This window comes from Phenylobacterium sp., assembly GCF_030680185.1.
Taxonomy (GTDB): Bacteria; Pseudomonadota; Alphaproteobacteria; order Caulobacterales; family Caulobacteraceae; genus Phenylobacterium.
This window is the reverse complement of the sequence record NZ_JAUXVZ010000064.1, coordinates 30202-53130: the sequence shown is the minus strand read 5'-3', so window position 1 is coordinate 53130 and position 22929 is coordinate 30202. Positions and strand designations below refer to the sequence as shown.

General features: G+C 68.4%; 24 protein-coding genes. 13 read left to right on the top strand and 11 right to left on the bottom strand.

From position 1 onward, the window contains the following. The 4 genes from Q8L83_RS17885 to Q8L83_RS17870 form a co-directional block, all read right to left on the bottom strand. Positions 1-677, bottom strand: a 677-nt coding sequence (locus Q8L83_RS17885) for a UDP-glucose/GDP-mannose dehydrogenase family protein (protein ID WP_305289400.1), incomplete at its 3' end; no start/stop codon positions are given. Positions 678-811: 134 nt separating this feature from the next. Beyond that, positions 812-2314, bottom strand: a complete 1503-nt coding sequence (locus tag Q8L83_RS17880) for a phosphomannomutase/phosphoglucomutase (RefSeq protein WP_305289396.1) — start codon at positions 2312-2314, stop codon at positions 812-814. Between the two features lie 95 nt (positions 2315-2409). Beyond that, the gene (locus tag Q8L83_RS17875; protein WP_305289394.1) at positions 2410-3375 is read right to left on the bottom strand and encodes an SIS domain-containing protein; all 966 of its coding nucleotides are present in this window, start codon (positions 3373-3375) and stop codon (positions 2410-2412) included. After that, on the bottom strand, positions 3372-3617 hold the full coding sequence (locus Q8L83_RS17870; RefSeq protein ID WP_305289392.1) for a hypothetical protein: 246 nt from the start codon (positions 3615-3617) through the stop codon (positions 3372-3374). Before Q8L83_RS17870 ends, Q8L83_RS17875 begins: the two co-directional genes overlap by 4 nt. Before the next feature lie 122 nt (positions 3618-3739). Between Q8L83_RS17870 and gpmA the strand changes: the two genes are divergently transcribed. From gpmA to Q8L83_RS17850, 4 genes are all read left to right on the top strand, one after another. Beyond that, on the top strand, positions 3740-4453 hold the full coding sequence (gene gpmA, locus Q8L83_RS17865; RefSeq protein ID WP_305289390.1) for a 2,3-diphosphoglycerate-dependent phosphoglycerate mutase: 714 nt from the start codon (positions 3740-3742) through the stop codon (positions 4451-4453). Positions 4454-4473: 20 nt separating this feature from the next. Then, complete coding sequence (locus Q8L83_RS17860) at positions 4474-4899, top strand: riboflavin biosynthesis protein RibD (RefSeq protein ID WP_305289388.1); 426 nt, start codon at positions 4474-4476, stop codon at positions 4897-4899. 71 nt (positions 4900-4970) lie between these two features. Then, positions 4971-6233: a pentapeptide repeat-containing protein gene (locus tag Q8L83_RS17855; protein WP_305289386.1), complete on the top strand. Its 1263-nt coding sequence runs from the start codon at positions 4971-4973 to the stop codon at positions 6231-6233. 80 nt (positions 6234-6313) lie between these two features. Beyond that, the gene (locus tag Q8L83_RS17850; RefSeq protein ID WP_305289384.1) at positions 6314-7576 is read left to right on the top strand and encodes a pentapeptide repeat-containing protein; all 1263 of its coding nucleotides are present in this window, start codon (positions 6314-6316) and stop codon (positions 7574-7576) included. Between the two features lie 78 nt (positions 7577-7654). On the opposite strand, the gene Q8L83_RS17845 is transcribed toward Q8L83_RS17850, so the two are convergent. Continuing rightward, entirely contained in the window at positions 7655-8110 is a 456-nt protein-coding gene (locus Q8L83_RS17845; RefSeq protein WP_304716087.1) for an Hsp20 family protein, read from the bottom strand. 223 nt (positions 8111-8333) lie between these two features. On the opposite strand from Q8L83_RS17845, the gene Q8L83_RS17840 reads away from it, so the two are divergent. Beyond that, complete coding sequence (locus tag Q8L83_RS17840) at positions 8334-9179, top strand: class I SAM-dependent methyltransferase (RefSeq protein ID WP_305289381.1); 846 nt, start codon at positions 8334-8336, stop codon at positions 9177-9179. Between the two features lie 36 nt (positions 9180-9215). Further along, positions 9216-10061 (top strand): class I SAM-dependent methyltransferase, encoded by an 846-nt coding sequence (locus Q8L83_RS17835; protein WP_370868415.1) that lies wholly within the window; start codon positions 9216-9218, stop codon positions 10059-10061. A 7-nt stretch (positions 10062-10068) separates the two neighbouring features. On the opposite strand, the gene Q8L83_RS17830 is transcribed toward Q8L83_RS17835, so the two are convergent. After that, the gene (locus Q8L83_RS17830) at positions 10069-10680 is read right to left on the bottom strand and encodes an MSMEG_1061 family FMN-dependent PPOX-type flavoprotein (RefSeq protein WP_305289377.1); all 612 of its coding nucleotides are present in this window, start codon (positions 10678-10680) and stop codon (positions 10069-10071) included. Positions 10681-10808: 128 nt separating this feature from the next. Between Q8L83_RS17830 and Q8L83_RS17825 the strand changes: the two genes are divergently transcribed. Further along, positions 10809-11117: an SCP2 sterol-binding domain-containing protein gene (locus Q8L83_RS17825; protein WP_305289375.1), complete on the top strand. Its 309-nt coding sequence runs from the start codon at positions 10809-10811 to the stop codon at positions 11115-11117. Between the two features lie 10 nt (positions 11118-11127). Further along, positions 11128-12099, top strand: a complete 972-nt coding sequence (locus tag Q8L83_RS17820) for an alpha/beta fold hydrolase (protein WP_305289373.1) — start codon at positions 11128-11130, stop codon at positions 12097-12099. On the opposite strand, the gene hisN is transcribed toward Q8L83_RS17820, so the two are convergent. Beyond that, positions 12074-12898, bottom strand: a complete 825-nt coding sequence (hisN, locus tag Q8L83_RS17815) for a histidinol-phosphatase (protein ID WP_305289370.1) — start codon at positions 12896-12898, stop codon at positions 12074-12076. The genes Q8L83_RS17820 and hisN overlap by 26 nt on opposite strands. 72 nt (positions 12899-12970) lie before the next feature. Next, positions 12971-13351 carry a helix-turn-helix domain-containing protein gene (locus Q8L83_RS17810; RefSeq protein WP_305289368.1) on the bottom strand — a complete coding sequence of 127 codons (381 nt, stop codon included), beginning with the start codon at positions 13349-13351 and terminating at the stop codon, positions 12971-12973. Between the two features lie 143 nt (positions 13352-13494). Between Q8L83_RS17810 and Q8L83_RS17805 the strand changes: the two genes are divergently transcribed. Beyond that, complete coding sequence (locus Q8L83_RS17805) at positions 13495-14415, top strand: lysophospholipid acyltransferase family protein (RefSeq protein WP_305289366.1); 921 nt, start codon at positions 13495-13497, stop codon at positions 14413-14415. Positions 14416-14439: 24 nt separating this feature from the next. Here the strand turns inward: Q8L83_RS17805 and Q8L83_RS17800 are convergent, their stop codons facing one another. Both Q8L83_RS17800 and xseA read right to left on the bottom strand, forming a co-directional pair. Continuing rightward, entirely contained in the window at positions 14440-14664 is a 225-nt protein-coding gene (locus tag Q8L83_RS17800; protein ID WP_305289364.1) for a DUF2093 domain-containing protein, read from the bottom strand. Between the two features lie 53 nt (positions 14665-14717). Beyond that, positions 14718-16301, bottom strand: a complete 1584-nt coding sequence (xseA, locus tag Q8L83_RS17795) for an exodeoxyribonuclease VII large subunit (protein ID WP_305289362.1) — start codon at positions 16299-16301, stop codon at positions 14718-14720. Between the two features lie 254 nt (positions 16302-16555). On the opposite strand from xseA, the gene Q8L83_RS17790 reads away from it, so the two are divergent. Continuing rightward, positions 16556-18736, top strand: a complete 2181-nt coding sequence (locus tag Q8L83_RS17790; protein WP_305289360.1) for a response regulator — start codon at positions 16556-16558, stop codon at positions 18734-18736. Between the two features lie 167 nt (positions 18737-18903). Here Q8L83_RS17790 and Q8L83_RS17785 read toward each other — a convergent pair whose 3' ends face one another. After that, positions 18904-19407: a GcrA family cell cycle regulator gene (locus Q8L83_RS17785; RefSeq protein WP_300575768.1), complete on the bottom strand. Its 504-nt coding sequence runs from the start codon at positions 19405-19407 to the stop codon at positions 18904-18906. Between the two features lie 224 nt (positions 19408-19631). Here Q8L83_RS17785 and Q8L83_RS17780 point away from each other — a divergent pair, with 224 nt between their 5' ends. The 3 genes from Q8L83_RS17780 (at position 19632) to argF (ending at position 22895) form a co-directional block, all read left to right on the top strand. Next, on the top strand, positions 19632-20468 hold the full coding sequence (locus Q8L83_RS17780) for an ABC transporter permease (RefSeq protein ID WP_305289355.1): 837 nt from the start codon (positions 19632-19634) through the stop codon (positions 20466-20468). 196 nt (positions 20469-20664) lie between these two features. Beyond that, entirely contained in the window at positions 20665-21846 is a 1182-nt protein-coding gene (locus Q8L83_RS17775; protein ID WP_305289404.1) for an aspartate aminotransferase family protein, read from the top strand. Between the two features lie 113 nt (positions 21847-21959). After that, the gene (gene argF, locus Q8L83_RS17770; protein ID WP_305289354.1) at positions 21960-22895 is read left to right on the top strand and encodes an ornithine carbamoyltransferase; all 936 of its coding nucleotides are present in this window, start codon (positions 21960-21962) and stop codon (positions 22893-22895) included. The last annotated feature ends 34 nt before the right edge of the window (positions 22896-22929 follow it).

The following is a 22929-nucleotide window of genomic DNA, read 5'->3' as shown; positions in this document are numbered from 1 at the left end:
TCGGCCATCTCGTTGATGAAGGTGATCTTCATGGCCAGGAAGGCGTTGGCCGCATACTTGATCAGCTCGCTGGTCCGCCGGCCGGTGAAGACGATGGGCGTCTCGTTCAGGAACAGCGGCCGGTAGAGCTCGCTCATCACCGGCCGGGCCCGCTCGTCCTCCAGGCCCACCACCACCCGGTCAGGCCGCTTGAAGTCCTCGATCGCCGCGCCCTCGCGCAGGAATTCCGGGTTCGACACCACGGCGAACTGGGCGTCGGGACGCCGGGCGCGGATGATCTTCTCGATCTCATCGCCGGTGCCCACCGGCACGGTGGACTTGGTCACCACCACGGTGAAGCCGTCCATCAGGTCGGCGATCTCTTCAGCCGCGGCATAGACATAGGACAGGTCCGCATGGCCATCGCCCCGGCGCGAGGGCGTGCCGACGGCGATGAACACCGCATCGGCCTTGGCCACCGCAGCGGCGGCTTCCGTTTCGAAGAACAGCCGGCCAGCCGCCACATTGCGCGCCACCAGACCCTCGAGCCCAGGCTCGAAGATCGGAATGCCGCCCGTCCGCAGGCGCTCGATCTTGCCCGCGTCCTTGTCGATGCACGTCACCACATGCCCGAAGTCGGCGAAGCAGGCCCCGCTCACCAGGCCCACATAGCCCGTCCCGATCATCGCTACTTGCATGCACCGCGTCCCATCATGAAGTCACCGACGCGCCGCGGCCGCGAGGCGCGGCGGTCAAGGCGCAGGTCTAGCCGAAACTGGACCTCCGCCGCCAGATGGGCGCGCGGAGGCTGAGTGGGCGGCGCCGGTCGGGCTCAGATTTCCTGGTTGTAGCCGCCGACCTGGGGATGCTTGCCCAGCCGGGGCTTCACTTCCTGGTGGAACAGGGCGCGCATGTCGTCGGCCGAGCTGGTGCTTTCCACGACCACGACGATCTCGGGCTTGTTGGACGAGGCCCGGACCAGCACCCAGGAGCCATCCTCCAGGGCCACCCGCACGCCGTTGACCGTGATCAGGTCGGCGATCTTGCGGCCCAGGATCGTGCCGCCCGACGCGCGCAGGGCCTCGTACTCGGCGACGATCTTCTCGACCACGCCGTACTTTTCCTCGTCCGGGCAGTGGGGGGACATGGTCAGCGAAGTGTAGGCGACCGGCAGGGCTTTCTTCAGGTCCGAGAGCTTCTTGTCGGGGTTGCGGTCCAGCATCGACAGGATGGCGGCGGCGGCCACCAGGCCGTCGTCGTAGCCACGGCCGATCGGGTCGTTGAAGAAGAAGTGGCCGCTCTTTTCAAAGCCGGCCAGGGCCTTCAGCTCGGCGGTCTTGCGCTTGATATAGGAGTGGCCGGTCTTCCAGTAGACGGTCTTGGCGCCGTTGGCGGCCAGGACCTCGTCGGTGGCGTAGAGGCCGGTGGACTTCACATCGACGACGAAGGTCGCGTCCTTGTGCAGCTCCGAGAGGTCGCGGGCCAGCATCAGGCCGATCTTGTCGGCGAAGATTTCCTCGCCCTCGTCGTCCACCACGCCGCAGCGGTCGCCGTCGCCGTCGAAGCCCAGGGCGCAGTCGGCGCCGTACTGGCGCACGGCGGCGGCCATGGCGTGCAGCATTTCCTGGTCTTCGGGATTGGGATTGTACTTGGGGAAGGTCCAGTCCAGGTCGCAGTCCATCTCATAGACCACGGCCACGCCCATCTTGCGCAGGGCTTCGGCGGCGAAGGCGCCGGCCGTGCCGTTGCCACAGGCGCAGACCACCTTGAGCGGGCGCTTCAGGCTGACGCCGGCCACCACGTCGTCCACATAGCGATCGGCGACGCCGGAGACGTGGGTCAGGCTGCCGCCGGGCTTGAGCTCCCAGCCGCCGCCCAGGACGATCTCCTTCAGGCGGCCCATCTCGTCGGGGCCGAAGGTGAGGGGCCGCTGGGCGCCCATCTTCACCCCGGTCCAGCCGTTTTCGTTGTGGCTGGCGGTGACCATGGCCACGCAGGGGGCGTCCAGGTCGAACTGGGCGAAATAAGCGATCGGCGACAGGGCCAGACCGATGTCCAGCACTTCGCAGCCGGCCTGGATCAGGCCCAGGGTCAGGGCCTGCTTGATCGAGAGCGAGTAGGAGCGGAAGTCGTGGCCGACCACGATCTTGGTCTGGCCCATCTGCTGGATCAGCGTGCCCAGGCCCATGCCCAGGGCCTCGACGCCCAGCAGGTTGATGTCGGGGCCAAACAGCCACCGCGCGTCGTATTCCCGGAAGCCCGTGGCTTTCACCAGGGGTTGGTTCTCATAGGCGAGGGTATTGGGGACGAGATCGGCGCTGGGGGCGAGAAGCATCTGGACTCCGCAGGTGGGTGGTCGACAGCTTGTAAGGACGAGAGGCCCGTAGGCCAGCTTAACGCGAAGCCACTAAGGCCGGTTCGCGACGGTTGCTACATCACGCCTGCCCGAAGCAGGTCGTGCACATGCAGTATGCCTACGGGACGTTCGTTCTCCACCACGAACAGCACCGTCACCGATGGCGCCGGATCGCTCATCAGCGCCAGGGCCTCGGACGCCATCATGGCGGGCGGTACGATCTTCTTCGGCCCGGGAGTCATCACCTGGCCGGCGGAGAGAGAAAGCAGGCCGTCAATGTGGCGGCGCAGGTCGCCGTCGGTGATCGCCCCGGCCAGCCGGCCCTGGTCGTCGGTGACCCCGACAATGCCCCAGCGCTTCTCGGTCATGATCAGCAGGGCTTCGGGCATGGGCGTGTCGTGGGCGACCAAGGGCAATTCGGCGGTTCCGTGCATCAGGTCGCCGACGGTGCGCAGCATAGCGCCCAGCTTGCCGCCGGGGTGGAAGGTCTTGAAGTCCTTGGCGGTGAATCCCCGGCGCTCCAGCAGGGCGACGGCGAGCGCGTCGCCCAGCGCGATCTGCAGGGTGGTCGAGGTGGTCGGCGCATTGACCTCGGCGGTGGCTTCCGGCGCATCGGCCAGACGTAGGACCACGTCGGCGGCCTGGCCCAGGGCGCTGCCCGGGGCGGCGGTCAGGGCGATCAGGGGAATACCGAAGCGCTTGGCGTAGGCCAGGATGTCGGAAAGCTCGCGCACCTCGCCCGACTTGGACAGGGCCAGGATGGCGTCCTCCTGGCCGATCATGCCCAGGTCGCCGTGGCTGGCCTCAGACGCATGGACGAAGAAGGCGGCCGAGCCGGTGGAGGCGAAGGTGGCGGCGATCTTGCGCGCCACATGGCCGGACTTGCCGATGCCGGTGCAGGCGATGCGGCCCTTGGCGGCGAACAGGATATCGACGGCCCGAACGAAGGCCTCGTCCAGGTCCTGGGCCTGCTGGTTGAGGGCGGCGGATTCGGCGGTCAGCACCCGGCGGCCGACGGCGACGGCGTCGAAACTGCTCATGGCCGGGGGGCTACCGCCTGGTCCTGCAGACCGCGCATGGTCTCCCGGGCCTTGTTCAGCCGCGCTTCGGAGGCCTTGGTCTGGCGTTCCATGGCCGCCTTCATCTCGGGCGTCTGCAGGACCGGCTCATGGCCGAAGGGGCCGGGCGAGCGGGCGCCTATGCCCTGAGGCCACACCAGGGCCAGGGCGATGGTCACGGCGGCGGCGAGGCCGAGCAACGGAAAGAAGAAACGATCTAGCATCGGCTTCGATATAACCGCTCCCATCGCCCTGGGCCACGCCCAAGGCGGGGCGTGCGCGCTTGACGCCGCCGCCCCTGAGCCCTAGCCGGACGGGCGACCCCGACCGCCCAAGGAGATGCCCCGTGCCGACCCTCGTCCTGCTCCGCCACGGCCAGAGCCGCTGGAACCTGGAAAACCGTTTCACCGGCTGGGTGGATGTCGACCTGACCGACCAGGGCGAGGCCGAGGCGACCAAGGGGGGAGAGGTGATCAAGGCCGCCGGCCTCCAGTTCGACCGCGTCTACACCTCGGTGCTCACCCGGGCGATCCGCACCAGCTGGCTGGCCCTGGCCGCCGCGGGCCAGGCCTATGTGCCGGAGATCAAGGACTGGCGTCTGAACGAGCGGCACTATGGCGGGCTGACCGGGCTCAACAAGGCCGAGACGGCCCAGAAGCACGGCGAGGATCAGGTCAAGATCTGGCGCCGGTCCTATGACGTCCCGCCGCCGCCGCTCAGCTCGGCCAGCGAGTTCGATTTTGCCGGCGATCGCCGCTATGCCGGCGCCCACCTGCCCAATACCGAGAGCCTCAAGACCACCCTGGACCGGGTCCAGCCCTATTGGGAGGCCGAGATCGCCCCCCGCCTGAGCGCCGGCGACACCCTGCTGGTGGTCGCGCATGGCAATTCTCTTCGGGCGATCGTCAAGCTGCTGTTCGGCCTGGACGACGAGGCGATCATCGATGTCGAAATCCCCACCGGAAATCCTCTGTTGATCGAGCTGTCCGACGACCTGAAGCCCCTGGCCGCGCGCTATCTCGACGAGGCCCGGGCCAAGCCGCTGCCCGCCGCCGCGTGACAGCGGGCGATCCCGCCCACATGCGCCGCGCCATCGCCCTGGCCCACGCCCAGCTGGGCCAGACCGGCGAGAACCCGGCCGTCGGCTGCGTCATCGTCTCGGCCGAGGGCATCGTCGTGGGCGAGGGGGCGACGGCCGCCGGCGGGCGGCCACATGCCGAGGAGATCGCCCTGGAGATGGCCGGCGCCGCTGCCCGGGGCGCCGTCGCCTTTGTCACCCTGGAGCCCTGCGGCGCCAGGTCCAGCGGTGCGGTCGCCTGCGCTGATCGGCTGGCGGGGGCGGGCGTGGCGCGGGTGAACGTGGCCTGCCGCGACGCCTCGCCCTATGCCGACGGGCGGGGCCTTGCGCGTCTGGCGCAGGCCGGCCTCCTGGGCGAGGTCGGGTTGCTGGCCGAGGCGGCCGGCGCGCTCTACGCCGACTACCGTCCGCCCGGCCTCACCCGGTGAGGCAAGCGTCGGAAGGAGCTCGTTAATCTTGCCGCGTTAGCCTCAGGCGAACCCATCCTTAACGGCGCCAGATGCTTTCCCCCCGCCCCGCCTCGATCCCCGAACTGAGGAGCCTGAGCCAGGCTGAGGTCGACGCGGTATGCGCACGGCACGACCGCCTTTGGACGTCCCGTCCCGGGGGCGCGCGGGCGGTCTTCGCCTGGAAGGACCTTTCGGGTCTTGATCTTCGCGGCCGCAATCTCGCCGACGCCGATTTCACCGGCGCCTGCCTCAACGAATGCCAGATGCAGGGCGCCAAGCTGGACAACGCCAATCTATTTGGCTGCGACATGCAGGGCGCCAATCTGACCGACGCCTCCCTGCGGCGCTCGGACCTGCGCGGCGCCTGCCTGCGCGGGGCGAACCTCACCGGGGCGGACCTGTTCGAGGCCGACCTGCGTGAAGGTTCCATCGCCGCAGCCGACCGGGACAAGGGGCTGCGCATTCTCGAACATCTGGCGCGTCCGGGCGAGGTCCAGGGCGCGGTGCTGGCCGGCGCCAATCTGGAGCGCTCGCGCCTGTCAGGCGTCATGGCCGCACGAGCCGACTTCTCCGACGCCATCCTCAAGGACGCCAAGCTCGTCCGGGCCAACCTCAAACAGGCCAATATGTCGGGCGCCAACATGCAGGGCGCCGACCTGTCGGGCGCAGACCTGGCCGGCGCGGACCTCCGCGACGCCATCCTGGTGGGCGCCAAGACCTATTCATGGAACGTCAGCAAGGCCGACATGGCCGGCGTGCTCACCGACGCCCCTGCCGGCATGGCCGTCGCCGACCTGCCCTACAAGACCATGATCCGCGACCATGCCCGCTGGTGCGAAACCGGCGGCGGGGAGGGAAGCCCCTCGGTGTTCGACGGCGCCGATCTGCGCGCCCTGGAGACGATCCGCGGCTTCAACCTGACGGCCCTGTCGGCCAAGGGCGCGGTCTTCTACGGCCTCGACATGGAGGGGGTGCAACTGCAGGGCGCCCAGCTCGACGGCGCAGATCTTCGGGCCTGCAACCTTCGCCGGGCCGACCTGCGCGGGGCGCGGCTGATCAACGCCAAGCTGTCGGGCGCCGATCTGCGCGACGCCCAGATGGGACCGCTGCTGATCGGCTCCAATCGCCTGCTTTCGTGCAACATGACCGGGGCGGCGCTGAAGAACACCGACTGCGCTCGCGCGGATCTGCGCCAGGCGATCCTGGCGGACGCAGACCTCTCCCGGGCCAATTTCACCGGCGCCCAGTTGAAGCAGATCGATATCACCGGGGCCCGGCGCGGCGGCGCCCGGGGCCTGCAGGATATTATCTGATAACACCGGTCTCTTAACCGTTAGGTCGCAGTTGTGCGGCTAAAGGTCGCGAGATCGCTCAACCGAGGGGAACCGTCCAGGTGTCAGCCGCCATCGCTCTTACCGGCCGCCGCAAGCTCTCGCCCGGCGAGATCGAAATGGTCCTTGCCGCCCATGAGCGATTCATCACCGGCCGTCCCGGGGGGAAGCTGGCGGCCCTGCGATTCATCGACTTTACCGGCGTGGACCTGTCTGGCCGGAATCTGCAGGACGCCGATCTGTCCTCGTCGGTGTTCGACAGCGCGCGGCTTGTCGGCGCCAATCTGTCGCGGGCCAATCTTTTCGGCTGCGACCTGCGCAAGGCCGACCTGCGCAAGGCCAATCTCACCCGGGCCGATCTGAGGGGCGCCTGCCTGCGAGGCGCAGACCTCAGCGAGGCCGACCTGACCCAGGCCGATTTCCGCGTCGGCCAGATCGCCGTGCCGCATCCGTCCAAGGGCCTGACCTCGCTCACCCATCATCAGCGTCAGGGCGACCTGGACCACGCCAATTTCCAGGGGGCCAATCTCGACGGCTCCCAGATGGAGGAGGTCTCGGCCTTCGCCACCGATTTCACCGACTGCTCCATGCGCGGCGCCAAGCTGAACCGCGCCAACATGAAGGACGCCAATCTCGAAGGCGCGATCATGGACTGGGCCGACGTCTCCGGCGCCAATCTGGAGGGCGCGCGCCTGGTCGATGCGGTGATGACCGGGATCGATATTCGCACCGCGCGCACCTCTGGCGCCAATATGGATGGGGTGCTACACGCGCCCAGCCAGGCGGCGGTCGATCAGGCCGCCGAGTTCTATGAAATGGCCAAGGCCAACCAGGTCTGGTGCAAGTCCGGGGGCCGTGAGGGCAAGCCGGCCAGCTTCAACAACCAGGACCTGCGCCCCCTCGACCAGCGGCTTCGGAACATGCGCCTGTCGGTGATGAGCGCCCGGGGCGCGGTGATGGTCGGCCTCGATCTCTCCGGCGCCCATCTCCAGGGCGCCAACCTCGAGAACGCCGACATGCGCGGCATCTGCCTGCGGGGGGCCGATCTGCGCGGCGCCAAGCTGGCCGGGGCGCGGCTGACCAAGGCCGATCTGCGCGAAGCGATCCTGGGGCCGTTGCCGCTCAGCGCCGACCGTGTGAACCGCGGCGACCTGCACCACGCCAAGCTGCGCTATGTGAAGGCCCAGGGCGCCGACCTGACCGGCGCCATCCTGGATGAGGCCGATGTGCGGGGCTGCAATTTTTCCGGCGCCCTGATGCGGGGCGCGAGCCTGCGGGGCGCCGACATGTCCCTGGCGCTTGGGTTCGAGTTTCCCGGCGCCTGACCTTTTTGTCCGACCACGGAAAAGGGCGGCGCGTCACCGCGCCGCCCGCTCTTCGGCCTGGGTTGTGGAGGCCGGCCCTTAGGCCGCCTTCTCGCCTTCGATCAGGGTCGAGGGCGTCCCGTTGCTGATCTCGATCCGCCGGGGCTTGAGCGCCTCGGGCAGTTCGCGACGCAGCGAGATGGACAGCAGGCCATCGGAAAGAGCCGCCTCGGTCACCACCACATAGTCGGCCAGCTGGAACCGGCGCTCGAAGTCGCGCTCGGCCAGGCCGCGATGCAGGAAGCGGCGGGCTTCCTCGTTGGCGGCCTTGCGACCCTGCACGGTGAGGAGGTTTTCCTTCACCTCGATGGCGAGTTCCTCGGCCCGGAAGCCAGCCACCGCAATTTCGATGCGGTAGTCGTTATCGCCGGTCCGTTCGATGTTGTAGGGCGGATAGCCGGTGGCCGCGTCGGCCGCGGCGGTTTCCAGCAGGCCCGCCAGGCGGTCGAAGCCGACGACGGAACGATAGAGCGGGGAAAAATCGAGCGTGCGCATGTGCGTCACATCCTTCTTGGCTAAGCAAGGTTGCGTTCAAATGCGACCTGCGACGAGCCCGAAGGCCTCGTCAGCGGCCGGAAGGCCCGGAAGTCCAGCACCTTCGTCAGAGGATTTGGGGTGGGTTTCACCGGTTTCAAGGCCTTGATCGCGGCGCGCCCTTGCCAGATCGGCTCGCGCCTCTAGGGTCACGACCTCAATCGACTTGCCGGAGCTCCAGACCATGTTTCACGACAAGTTCCCCGCCCTTATCGCTGGCGCGCTTGGCGCCCTCATCCTTGGCTCGGCCGCCCAGGCGCAGGACGCCGTCCTGCGCGAGGTGATCGCCGGCCCGCAGCGGAGCGAGGCTCACCAGGCCCGCGACGCCGCCCGCAACCCCTATGACAGCCTGGTCTTCTGGGGCCTCAAGCCCGGCCAGACCGTGATCGAGATCTCGCCGGGCAGCGGCTACTGGACCGAGATCCTGGCGCCCTATGCTCTGAAGACCGAGGGGACCTATGTGGCCGGCGTCGCCGACCTCGAAGACCCCGCCTTGTCCGACGCCGCCCGCAAGGGCCGCGAAGCCTTCGCCGCCAAGTACGATGACGCCGCGGTGTTCGGCGAGATCAGCTATGCCGGCTTCGGCGCGACCTCCAAGCCCCTGGGCGAAGCCGGCTCGGCCGACCTCGTTCTGACCGCCCGCAACATCCACAACTGGATGACCCGCGACGGCATGCTGGACAAGGTCCTGGCCGACTTCTACGCCGTGCTGAAGCCCGGCGGCGTCCTGGCGGTGGAAGAGCACCGCGCCGATCCGCGGCCCGAGGTCGAGGGCGTGCGCGACGGCTATGTTTCGACCGCCACCGTGGTCGCCGCAGCGGAAAAGGCCGGCTTCCAGCTCGCCGAATCCAGCGAGATCAACGCCAATCCCAAGGACACCAAGGATCATCCCTTCGGCGTCTGGACCCTGCCGCCCGTGCGCCAGAGCGCCGCTCGGGGCGAGACCGCCAGCCCCGACTTCGACCGGGCCAAGTATGATGCGATCGGCGAGAGCGACCGCATGACCCTGCGCTTCGTGAAGCCGTCCTGATCCGTGCCGTCGCCGATCCTATCGCGACGGGGCCTGATGCTCTCCGGCCTTGCGGCCGGAGGGCTGGCCCTGGCTGGGTGCGGGCGGGGGGACGAGGCGGGCGATCCGCCCGTGCCGGCCTCGGCCATGACCCTGGAAGAAGCCGTCGCCGGCGGCTGGCGTGACCCCCAGGACGTCGCCCGCGACGCCGCCCGCCATCCGGTCGAAACCCTCACCTTCTTCGGCCTGAAGCCCGGCATGACGGTGGTTGAGGTGTGGCCGGGCGCCGGCTGGTACACCGATATCCTTGCGCCCTTCCTGGCCGCGTCCAACGGCAAACTCTATGCCGCCAACCTGCAGCCCAACGACCCCGCGGCCATCGAGGTGGTCGAGGCCTACCGCGCCAAGCTGCGGGCCAGGCCCAGGCTCTATGGCGACGTGGAGATCACGGCCTTCGGGGCCACCAGCGGCCCCATGGCGCCGGCCGGCTCAGCCGATCTGGTGCTGACGGCGCGCAACATCCACAACTGGATGGCCGCCGGCATTGTCGACAAGGCCTTCGCCGACGCGTTCGCCGCCTTGAAGCCCGGCGGAATCTTCGGAGTGGTCGAGCACCGGGCCAACCCTGGCGGCGTCCAGGATCCCGCCGCCGGAAACGGCTATGTGGAGCAGGCCTATGTGGCGAGGCTTGGCCAGGAAGCGGGGTTCATCCTCGCCGAGGCCAGCGAAATCAACGCCAACCCCCGCGACACCAAGGACCATCCGTTCGGCGTCTGGACGCTGCCGCCGGTGCGCCGCACCTCCGCCCGGGGCGAGCCTGCCGATCCCAACTTCGACAGCAGCCCCTATGATGCGATCGGCGAGAGCGACCGCATGACCCTGCGGTTCGTCAAGCCGACCTGAGGCGTCTTCAGAGCACCTTGCGATAGCTTTCGATGATCTGCTCGTTGGTCACCGGAAGCTTGCCGAGGTTCAGCTGATCGGAGATCATTTCGGCGCCGCTGGGCAGGGCGCTGCGGTCCAGATAGGCCTCGGCGTCCCAGAGCCTGCCGCGCATGATCGCCTTGGGACAGTGCAGGAAGGTCTCCTCCACCGCGATCATGAGCACCAGCCGCGGCAGGCGACCGAACTCCTGGAAGCTGGCCAGGAGATCGGCGTCGTCGGTGGCGCTGGCCCGGCCATTGACGCGATAGACGTCGTCGAAGCCCGGGATCATGAACATCATGCCGATCCGGCCCTCGCCGGCCAGGATGTTGCGCAGGGTGTCCAGGCGGTTGTTCCCTGGCCGATCGGGCAGGAAGAGGGTCTTGCCGTCCTCGCTGACATGGACGAAGCCCGGCTCGCCGCCCCGGGGCGAGACATCCAGCGCCCCATCGGGCCCTGCCGAGCTGACCACGCAAAAGGTCGAGCGTTCGATGAAGGCGCGACCGTGCCGCTCCACGTGGTCCAGCACCTTGTCCAGAACCACCTGGCCCGGGGCCCGGTAGATGGCGTCGAGGTCAGCGACGGCGAGCTTGCGCATCTGGGGCGTCTTCCCTTTTTAAGAATTGTTCGCAACATCCTGACTCATTCGACGGCGCCTGTCACGGGGCGCCGCCGGTTTACTTCACCGCCCTTGCGGGCCAAGCTCCGCGGCCTCACGGAGACCCAATGGCTACGATCGAACAGCTCACCGCCCGCATCGCCCAGACCCTGGAGGCCGGCGAGGCGCTGCCCCATGTGGTCAAGATCGATCTGAAGGGCGCAGGCTTCATCCACATCGCCGGGGACCAGGTGACCAATCAGGACGCCCCGGCTGATCTGGTGGTGACCATCAGCCTGGATGACATCGTCGCCCTGGGGCGTCGCCGGCTCGACCCCATGACGGCCCTGATGACCCGGCGGATGCGGATGTCCGACATGGGCCTGGCCATGTCCATGCAGTCGAAGATCCAGTCCCTCTTCGCCCAAGCCGCCTGAAAGAGCCCTCATGTCCGAGTCCGCGCCCCTGATCGCGATCCCCACAGCCCCGGTTCCCGATGGCGGGGCGGCGGAGTGGGTCGTCGGCCATAAGGGGGCGCGTCTGCGCGCCGCCCTGTTCCCCGCCAAGGGCGAGGTTCGAGGTTCGGTGGTGCTGAGCAGCGGGCGCACTGAGGTGATCGAGAAGTATTTCGAGGTCATCGACGACCTGACCGCCCGCGGCTTCGTGGTGCTGATCCATGACTGGCGAGGCCAGGGCCTGTCCCACCGCGATCTGGCCGACGACCGCCTGAAGGGCCACGCCGACGGCTATGAGCCCTTCCTGGCTGACTATGACGCCCTGCTGGCGCAGTTCGAGGCCCGCCTGCCCAAGCCGTGGATCGCCATGGGGCACTCCATGGGCGGCTGCCTGACCTTGCTGGCCCTGGCCAAGGGCCAGGCCGACCGGTTCGCCGGCGCCATCCTGTCGGCCCCGATGCTGGGGGTGCGGGTGGGGCGCTATCCCAAGGCGGTGCGCCTGCTGGTGGGGCTGAACCGCCTGACGGGACGGTCTGGCGGCTATTGCATGGGCGATCCTGGCAAGCCCTTCGACGACACCTTCGACGCCAATGTGCTGACCCACGACCGGGGGCGGTTCGCCCGCGGCCGGGCCCTGATCGCGGCCAATCGCGATCTGGCGCTCGGGGCGCCGACCTGGGGGTGGCTGGACTTCGCCCTGCGCGCCGCCGACTTCTTCGCCCGCCCGGCCAATCTGGCCTCGGTGACGATCCCGGTGGTCATCTGCCAGGCCGAGCAGGAGAAGCTGGTGGACAACGAGGCCCAGGATCACGTGGCCCGCAGCCTGCCCGACGGGCGGCTGGTGGTGATCAAGGGCGCCCTGCACGAGATCCTGATGGAGACCGACGCCCGGCGCGCCGCCTTCTGGGCGGAGTTCGACGCCCTGGCCGCCGAGATCGCTAGATCGTCGTCGCCGAGCGCTTGAGGGCCACCAGGGCCTCGTCCAGGCAGGCCCGGTCGCCGGCGATCACCACCTGGCCGCCGGAGTTCCCCACAGGCTGCCCGCGCCAGTCGGTGACGATGCCGCCGGCGCCTTCGATGACGGGGATGGCGGCCTCGATGTCCCAGGACTTCAGGCCCGCCTCGATCACCATGTCCATCGCGCCGGCCGCCACCATCGCATAGGCGTAGGCGTCCAGGCCGAGACGCGCCAGCCGCGAGGCCGCCCGCACCTGGGTCCAGGCGCCGAGTTCGGCGCCGTTGAAGCAGGCTTCAGGGTCGGTGGTGGAAATGGTGGCGTCGGTCAGCTTGGGGCAGGGGCGCACTTTCAGTGGTCGCGAGGTCCCGCGCGAGACCAGGCGCGAGCCTCCGGCGTGGCCCACATAGACCTCGTCCAGATAGGGCTGGCCGATCGAACCCAAAATGGGACGCCCCTGGTGGCGCAGACCGATCAGGACGCACCAGAGCGGCAGGCCCGAGATGAAGGACCGGGTGCCGTCGATGGGATCGAGGACCCAGACGAACTCGGCGTCCGGTCGATCCTCGCCATACTCCTCGCCGATCACCCCATGATCGGGGAAGCGCGCAGCGATCAGTTTGCGGATCGCCGCCTCGGCCCCGCGATCAGCGGCGGTGACCGGATCGAAGGCGTTGAGCCCCGGCGCGCCGCCCTTGTTCTCCAGACCGTGATCGGCGCGGAACAGGGGCAGGGCCACCTCGGCGGCGGCTTGGTTCAACTCGAGGATCAGGTCTTCGAGGGCGGACAGGCGATCAGGGCTGAGCATGCCCCTGGTTTAGCCCGCCGCGCCGCGCGGCGAAATCCCGTAGCCGCGCGGCCATGGCATGTGGGAACGGCGTCAGCCGTGCTCGCCGTCGCCGTTCAGGGACTTCGCAAGGTCCAGAAGCCGCCGACGGGGACGCTCGCCAAGCTGGTAGTAGGCCTTGATGAGATCCATGGTTTCCTTGCTGGCCAGCACCTCGCCCCCCGTGTCGCAGGCTTCGGCGCGGCCTTGCGCGATCGCCGCGAGCCCATCGTAGAAATAGGCGACGGGGACCTCCAGAGCCTCGGAGAGTTGCCAGAGACGGGCGGCCGAAATGCGATTGGCGCCGCACTCGTACTTCTGAATTTGCTGAAATCTCACACCGCAGGCGCCGGCCAGCTGCTGTTGGGTCAGACCCAGCAGGCGGCGACGACGACGGAGACGCTTACCCAGGTGGACATCGATTTCGTTGCCCATGTCTCTTTCCCCCTCACGGTTAAGAGCCGAACCCGTCCCGAAGGGGGACGACCTGGGCCAGGCTCGGCAAGTCGCGCGCCAAGCGATCCTGGTTCGCGTTGCGCGAAGCGCCGTGGCGAGACTAGAGAGGGGACATGGCGCGCGTGCGATCATCCCCCGGCGGCCGGCTGGCCCAGGACCTGGCCTGGCGTATCGAGGCCCTGGCCTATGACGCCGTCACCCTGCTGGCGCGGGTCTTTCCGATCGACGCGGTTTCGGACTTCGGGGCCGCGCTCCTGCGCCGCCTTGGCCCCCTGACCAGCGCCCACCGGGTCGTGCTGCGCAATCTCAGGATCGCCTTTCCCGATCTCACCCCTGAAGCGATCGCCGCCCTGGCCGACGAACAGTGGGTCCAGACCGGACGCACCTTCGCCGAGTTTCCGATCATCGACCGCATCGTGGCCGCCGGGGACCGGATCGAGATCGTCAATGGCGAGCGTCTCGCCGAGATCGCCCGCAATGGCGAGGCGGTGGTGTTCGTCTCGGGCCATCTCTCCAACTGGGAGATCATGCCCGCGGTCATCGCCCATTCCGGCGTCGTCTGCCACATGACCTATCGGGCGGCCAACAATCCGCATTTCGACAAGCGCATCCGCGACAACCGCTTCCGCTATGGGGTCCGGCTGTTTGCGCCCAAGGGGGGCGACGGCGCCCGCGAGGTGCTGGAGGCCCTGGGGCGCGGCGAGTCCGTGGCCTTGATGAACGACCAGAAGTTCAATGGCGGGGTGGCGGCGCCCTTCTTCGGCAAGCTCGCCCACACCGCGCCGGGGCCCTCGCGCCTGGCGCTGCGGTTCGACACCGTCCTGCAGCCCATGTCGGTGCAGCGGCTGGGCAAGGCGCGCTTCCGGGTGATCGTCCACCCGCCGATCAAGCCGGCCGCCTCGGGCGACCGCAGCGCCGACATCGCCAGGGCGGTGGGCCAGATCAACGCCTTCATGGAGGCGCGTATCACCGAGCGTCCCGCGGAATGGTTCTGGACCCACAAGCGCTGGCCCAACGAGACCTATGCCCGCAAGCGGCGCTGAGCCCTAAGGCGCAGAGCCCCCTGATCAGCTGTTGTGCTCTTTCCACCGGGCATAGGCCTCGGCGGGGCCGGCATAGGCTTCCTGCAGGGCCGGGCTCCAATAGCGGAGGGCCTCCAGCGGGATGCGGACGCCGGTGACGGCGCAGGCCACGAAGCGGCCGGGCTTCAGCACGACGAAATCGCCGTCGCCATAGTGGAGGACGGCAAGCTCGGCGGGCTTGCCGGAAAGGTCGCGATCATGGGCGTTCATCACGCCAATGTAGCGCGCCGGGCCGGGCTCGAACAGGCCCCGGTCAGCGGCCGCTAGAAGAGATCGCCCTGAACGGTCCTGGCGGGCGGGAGCGGCGGCTTTCGGGGCCTAGGGCGGGGATCGGCGACGGAGCGCGGCTGAGCGCCCGGCTCGCCATCGACCACGGCGCTGCGGGTGGCGTCGGCGAAGACCAGGGCGACGGTCTCGCCGGGCTCCAGGGCGGCGCCTTGCAGGGCCAGGCTGCCATCGGCCCTTTGCACCCGGGCAAAGCCCCGCGACAGGGGCCGGTCGGGATTGAGCGACAGCCGCAGCTTCTCCACTGCGCCCAGGCGTTCGGCCAGGCGCTCGGTTGTCCGGGCGAGGGCCGGCGTCAGCCGGGCGGCCAGCGCGTCGAGCTGCTGGCGCTGAACAGCCTGGGGTCGGGCCAGCAGGGTCGGCGTCAGGCGGGCGGTGATGCGGGCGAGGTCGCGGCCATGGTCGGCGGCGTTGCGTTGCAGGCCGCTGGTCAGGCGCGTGTTGAGCACCTGGAGCTTCTGCCGCTGGGCTTCCTGGGGTCGCAACAACAGGCCCGCGGACAGGCGCGAGGCCACGCGGACCAGATCGCGCTCATGGGCCGCGGCGTTGCGTTGCAGGGCTGCGCTCAGCCGGCCGGCGGCCAGGTTGAAGCGCTGGGCGGCCATCTCCACCAGGTCGGGCACGCGGGCTAGGCTGCGGCCGGCGCTTTGCACGCGACCCTGGCGGTCCTCGACCACACGGCCGCCGCTGCGATGCAGCCGGGCGTGCAGGTCGCTCAAACCCGCCCGCAACTCGGCCAGCACAGGGGTGGCCATCTCGGCGGCCGCCGTCGGCGTCGGCGCCCGGCGGTCGGAGACGAAGTCGATCAGGGTGGTGTCGGTCTCATGCCCCACCGCCGAGATGATCGGAATGTCGGCGGCGGCGACGGCGCGCACCAGGGCCTCGTCATTAAAGGCCCAGAGGTCTTCCACCGAGCCACCGCCCCGGGCGACGATGATCACATCGGGTCGCGGCAGGTCGCCGCCCGCCGGCAGGGCGCAGAAGCCGCGGATAGCCGCGCTGACCTGGCCCGCGGCCTGTTCCCCCTGCACCACCACGGGCCAGACCACGACGCGGCAGGGCCAGCGGTCGCGGATGCGGTGCAGGATGTCGCGGATCACCGCCCCGGTCGGGCTGGTCACCACGCCAATGACGGCGGGCATGGCCGGCAGGGGGCGTTTGCGGGCCGGCTCGAACAGACCCTCGGCCGCCAGCTTGGCCTTCAGCCGCTCCAGCTGGGCCAGCAGGGCGCCGACGCCGGCGGCCTCCATGGTTTCGATGACGATCTGGTAGCGGGAGCCGGCCGGGAAGGTGGTGATCTTGCCGGTGACGATCACCTCCAGCCCCTGTTCGGGCCGGATGGACAGGCCGCGCACCGACCCCTTCCAGACCACCCCGTCAATGGCCGCGCGCTCGTCCTTCAGGGTCAGATAGACGTGGCCGTTGCCGTGGTGGGTGACCTTGGACAGCTCCCCGCGTAGGCGCACAAAGCCATACCGGTCCTCCAGCGTCCGCTTGAGCGCGAAGGCGAGCTCGGAGACCGAATAGGGCTGGGCGTTGGAGTCAGGCGCGGCGTCGCTCATGGCGCGAAGCTAGCCCGTCTCGCGGTGAGGCAAAACCGGGGCGCGGGGAAAAACTGGCGGGGGCGCTGTGGGAGTAAGGCGGGGTGATCACCGTGCTGGCGGTCATGCCATTGGCGACCATTGACTAGCTCGGTCGGGTGGTCGGATCGCCGGCCGAGGTCCTCGGACAAGACGATATGACGCACCTTGCATTAGGGACCTGCATACCCGTCTGGGACAACCTTCAGGGTTCAATCCCCGCGAGCGAAATCTCAATGATCATCGCGCCCTCCGACTCCGCCGATATTGACGCCTCGCCCCGTCGGTCTCCCGAACCCGTCGAGCGAGCCGGCGGACGGGTTTGCAAGCCAGGCCTCGCTCTGATTCTCGACGAGGCGGCGGTCGCCGTTCGTGGCGTCCTGCCCGCCCGCCTGGGGCTCGACCTGCTCGCCGCCGTCACAGCCCTGATGATCCTCGATGTGTCAGCCGTCGCCACGTGGCTCGCTGGCATACTGGCGCTGGAAGTCTGGTCGTGGTCCGCCACCCGGCCAGCAGCCAGAGGGGAGGCGATCACTTGGCGCGTCCGTAGATCGTTCCTGGCGAACTATATCGGGATCAATGTGGCCTGGATTGTGCTCGGCGCGCTGTTCCTGGCCAGTGGCACAGTGGAGGGGATTGCAAGCGGCGGCATCCTGCTGGTGGCCGTCGCGACCGTCTTCGTCATGCTGTTCCACAATACGCCGCTGATTTTCCTGGTCGCGGGGGCGAGCCCCGCCATGGCTGCGCTCGCGGTATTTGCCGTGGCCGATGGACGAGACTGGCAGCAGATGACAGCCGTCTGGCTGGCGCTGACCCTGGCGATGATCTTCAGTCTCGGCCGCGCCCTGGACACGCCCTCGGCGCAGGTGTCGCAAAGGCGGCTGAACGAGAGTCTCCACCAATTCCAGGTGCTGGCCGAAAATGTGACGGACATCATCGTCCGTTCCGATCTTCGGGGCCTATGCAATTACGTATCGCCGGGGTCTCTGCTGGTCCTCGGCTACCAGCCCGACGAACTGATTGGCACCTTTCGCGCCGAGCTTGTTCATCCCGACGACCGGCCAGAGCTATCGCGGGCGCTGCGTAGGATGCTGGCCAGTCCTGATCGACCCGAAGTCCTCACCCTGCGGGTACAGCACAAGGATGGCCACTGGGTCTGGCTGCAGACAAGCGCCAAGCTGGTGTTCGAGAACGGTGCGCCGGTGGGGGTAATCGACGTCAATCGGGACGTCACGGAAAGGATCGCCGCCGAGGACGCCCTACGGGCGGCCAAGGCCGAGGCGGATGCCGCCAACCAGGCCAAGGCCGAATTTCTCGCCAATGTGAGTCACGAGATCCGTACGCCAATGAACGGCGTGCTGGGGGCTCTCCACCTGCTTGAACGGGAGTCTATCTCGCTGGAGGGCCGCGAATTGATGCGCCAGGCTAGCGAGTGCGGCCGGATGCTTTCGCAGCTCCTCAACGACGTACTGGACTTCTCCAAGATCGAGGCAGGCCAGCTCGACCTCGCGCCCGAGCCGATGCATGTGGGCGAGGCGCTGAAGACGGTGGTCGCGCTGCTCGATGCAGAGGCTCGCGCCAAGGGCGTCGATCTGCGCTGCGAGATCGCAGGCGAGGACCTGTGGATCGATGCTGACCCCGTGCGGGTGCGGCAGGCGATGTTCAATCTGATCGGCAATGCGGTGAAGTTCACTGGCCAGGGCCACGTCGCGGCCCGCCTCGCCGTCAGCCGTGCGACCGCCGGCCGCTGCACGGTCGTGCTGGAGGTCGAGGATACGGGGATTGGGTTGAGCGAGGAGGCGCGCCGGCGGCTGTTTGAACGCTTCAGCCAGGCCGAGACCAACATCGCTCGCCGCTTCGGCGGAGCCGGGCTTGGGCTGTCAATCACACAGGCCCTGGCCCGAATGATGGGTGGTGAGATCACCTACACCAGTGTCGAGGGAGAGGGTTCGACCTTCTGCATGGCGTTTGATGCGGCCGCTGCGGATGCGGTCTCGGTGCCAGCTGATGAAGGGGAGCTTTTGGACGGCGTCAACATCCTGCTGGTCGAGGACAATGTGACCAACCGGCTGGTGGCGCGCACCCTGCTGACCCGGCTGGGCGCCGTTGTCGTGGAAGCGGCGGATGGCGTCGAGGGGCTCAGCGCCGCACGCGCCGGCGCCTTCGACCTGATCCTGATGGATATCCAGATGCCTCACATGAGCGGCGTTGAGGCGACCCGCGCCATCCGTGGACTCAAGGGTCCCACCGGCCAGGTGCCGATCATCGGACTGACCGCTAACGTCATGGTTCATCAACGCGCCGAGTATCTGGCCGCCGGTATGAATGGCGTCGTCGCCAAACCCATCGACGCCGCCCGCCTACTTGGTGAAATCAGTCGGCTGCTGATGGAAGAGGACGAGAGGCAGGCGGGATAGGCGCGCGGATCGCGTTTCGCCGCGACGATGAAGGGCTTGCCTGAGCGGCCTGCGCCGGCGCCTGAAGGAAGGCTTTCGGCTTCGGGTGGCCAAACCCGGACTTAAGACCGCCCGGCCCCAAGCGGGCTATGAGCCCACCTGAGCGCCGGGCCGATCTTAGAACGCTGTCAGATATACCGGCGCAGGGAGCGGGCCAGGTCGGAGCCGCCGGCGCGCTTCTTGGATTGGGCGGGCTGATAGGCCACCCGGGCGTGTTCGGCGCAGTAGGGGCTGTCGCTGGCGCGGCGGCCGCAGAAGGTGAAGCCGTCGCTGGACGGATCGCCGATCGGCCACTTGCACATGTGGGCGCCGAGCGTCAGCACCGTGGCCGAGCCCGGGGCCTCTTCGACATAGCGGACCGGGGCCGGGGCCGGGGCGGCTTCGGCCTCGACGGGCTCAGCGATCCGACGCGGCGCAGACGGCGTGGCCGCCGCACGCTGCGGACGGGGCGCCTTGAAGACCGGACGCGCCGGCTTCGACGGAATGGCGCGTCCCGACAGGCCCAGGCGATGGACCTTGCCGATCACCGCATTGCGGGTGACGCCGCCCAATTGTTTTGCGATCTGGCTGGCCGAAAGGCCGTCTTGCCAGAGCTTTTTGAGTGTATCGACTCGCTCGTCAGTCCAACCCATCAGAGCCTCCCAAAACGGCCGCGTGTTTCGAGGGCCGCCCCGCGCGGCCGAACGAAACTACATCTTGTGGGGGACGCGATTGCCCCGCCCCACGAACTACTAGATATCGTAAAGAATTCCTTAAATGCCACAATAGGCGCCCCTGCTTCCATCCACAGGAACTACATATAGCGTCGTCGCGTCGCACCCTTGCAGGCTGCGCCATGAGGGCGCACATGTGCGGCATGAACGATATGTCGCCCGCCCGCGCCGCTCAGATCTCCGCCGCCGTCCCGCCCGCGCCGCGGGCCTATCACGGGTTCAATTGGCCCGGCTTCCGCACCCTCTATCTGCGGGAGGTGAAGCGGTTCTGGAAGGTCGGCACCCAGACCCTGGCCGCGCCGGTGGTGACCTCGCTCCTCTACATGATGGTCTTTGTGGTCGCCGTCGGCGGGAACCGACCGGCGGTCGCCGGCGTGGCCTTCGCCACCTTCATCGCGCCCGGCCTGATCATGATGACCATCCTGAACAACGCCTTCGCCAACGCCTCATCGAGCCTGCTGCAGGCCAAGGTCAACGGCCTGGTCGGCGACTTCATGACCCCGCCGCTGACCCCCCTGGAGCATGTGGCCGGCTTTGCGCTCGGGGCCGCGACCCGGGGTCTCCTGGTTGGCGCGGTGACCTGGCTTGCGGTGCTGCCCTTCGCCGACCTGCCGCTGACCCACCTGTGGGCGGTGCTCTATTTCGCCATGATCGCCTCGGCGATCCTGGGCATGCTGGGGATCATGGCCGGGCTGTGGGCCGAGAAGTTCGACCACATGGCCGCGGTCACCAACTTCATCATCATGCCCATGACCTTCCTGTCGGGGACCTTCTATCTGGTCGACCGCCTGCCTGAGCCGTTCCGCACGGCCAGCCACTTCAACCCGTTCTTCTATCTGATCGACGGCTTCCGCTATGGCTTCATCGGGACGGCCGAGGGCTCGCTGCTGACCGGGATCGGCATGACCGCCGGCATCGCCGTGGCCTTCGCCTGCGTCTGCCTGTGGATGTTCGAGAGCGGCTACAAGCTCAAGACCTGAGGCGGCACGCGAGACACAGGGCGCACGCGAACAGGCGCCGGTCCCCCGAAATCATTGACAGAGCGCCGTTCGCGCCGGAAAACATCCAGCCTTCCAGTCCCCGTCGCCCGGCGTGCGGGGACGTTTCCTTTGGAGGCTTCCTCCCGTGACCGACAAGACCGCGACGTCCGCCGCGACCGTTCCCAGCGACCACATCATGGGCGTGTACAACCGCGCCCCGCTGGCGTTCGAGCGAGGCGAGGGCGCGCGACTGTTCACCACGGACGGCGAGGCCTATCTGGACTGCATGGCCGGCATTGCGGTGAACGCGCTGGGCCATGCCCATCCGCGCCTCGTCCAGGCCCTCAAGGACCAGGCCGAGAAGCTCTGGCACGTCTCCAACATCTTCAAGATTCCCGGCCAGGAGGCGCTGGCCAAGCGGCTCTGCGCCGAGACCTTCGCCGATGTGGTCTTCTTCACCAATTCCGGGGCCGAGGCCGTGGAATGCGCCATCAAGACGGCGCGGAAGTATCACTGGGCCCGCGGCGATGTGGAGCGCATCGACATCATCGGCTTTGACGGCTCGTTCCACGGCCGCACCGTGGCCGCCGTCAACGCCTCGGGCAATCAGAGCTATCTCGAGGGCTTCGGCCCGCCCCTGCCGGGCTTCGTCCAGGTCCCGTTCGGCGATCCTGACGCCCTGAAGGCCGCCATCGGCCCGACCACGGCGGCGATCATCATCGAGCCGGTGCAGGGCGAGGGCGGCGCGCGCGCCATGACGGTGGCCGAGATGACCGCCATGCGCCAGCTCTGCGACGACAACGGCATCCTGCTGATCTTCGACGAGATCCAGTGTGGCCTGGGCCGCACCGGGCGGCTGTTCGCCCATGACTGGGCCGACGGCGCGGCCAATCCCGACATCATGTGCGTGGCCAAGGCCCTGGGCGGCGGCTTCCCCGTCGGCGCCTGCCTGGCCACCATCGAAGCCGGATCGGCCATGAGTGTCGGCTCCCACGGCTCCACCTATGGCGGCAACCCCCTGGCCATGGCCGTCGGCGGGGCGGCGCTCGACGAACTGGCCAAGCCGGAACTGCTGGCCCATGTCCGCGAGGTCGCTGGCTATTTCACCCAGCAGCTTTCGGGCCTGCGCGACCGCTATCCCGACGTGGTGGTGGACATCCGCGGCAAGGGTCTGCTGATCGGCGTCAAGCTCGCCACCCCCAACCGCGAATTCATGCAGCACGCCCGCGACGAGCACCTGCTGATCGCGGGCGGCGGCGACAACTGCGTCCGCCTGCTGCCGCCGCTGAACCTCACCCTGGACGAGGCCCGCGAGGCGGTGGAGCGTTTCGAGCGCGCCTGCGACCGGGCCCGTGCCAAGGCGCGCGCCGCGGCCTGAGGTTTTTTCACGCCCGGCCAGACGCCGGGACTCATCAATCAAGGACCCCGCGCCCCAGACGCGTCACTTCGGATTTCCGGCGCTAGCGCGGGGTCGATGGGATTTTCTCCCCGATGACCTCCACTCCGAGACATTTTCTCGACCTCTGGCGGATGGAGTCCGCCGACCTGCGCGCCATCCTGGACGACGCCAAGGCCCGCAAGGCCGCCCGCGCCGGTTGGCCCAAGGGCCGCGTGGACGCCGATGCGCCGGCCCGCGACCGGGTGCTGGCCATGATCTTCGAGAAGCACTCGACCCGCACCCGCTTCTCCTTCGACGCGGCCATGCGCCAGCTGGGCGGCGACGTGATCATCTCCACCTCGGCCGACATGCAGCTGGGCCGCGGCGAGCCGATCGAGGACACCGCCAAGGTGCTGTCGCGGATGGTCGACGCCATCATGATCCGGGCCAACACCCACGAGGATCTGGAGCGCCTGGCCATGGCCTCCACCGTGCCGGTGATCAATGGCCTGACCGACAAGAGCCATCCCTGCCAGATCCTGGCCGACCTGCTCACCTTCGAGGAGCATCTCGGTCCGGTGCAGGGGCGGACCCTGGCCTGGGTCGGCGACGGCAACAATGTCTGCGCCAGCTTCATCCATGCGGCGGGCAAGTTCGGCTTCAAGCTGAACATCGCCTGTCCCACCGTCTATCACCCCGATCTCACCGACCTCGCCCGGGCCGCCGAGATCCAGGGCCAGGTGACCATGACCGAGGACCCCCGGGCGGCCGTCCGCGGCGCCGACTGCGTCATCACCGACACCTGGGTGTCCATGGGCGACACCGACCACGACGAGCGCCTGGCGGCCTTCGAGTCCTATCAGGTGGACGATGAGCTGATGGACCTGGCCGCCAAGGACAGCATCTTCCTCCATTGCCTGCCCGCCCATCGGGGCGAAGAGGTGACGGACGCGGTGATGGATGGCCCACGCTCGCGCATCTGGGACGAGGCGGAAAACCGCATCCACGCCCAGAAGTCGGTGCTGGCCTGGTGCTTCGGGGCGATCTGAGCCGGCGCGCTCGGGGCTCGCAATCGGGGCGTGG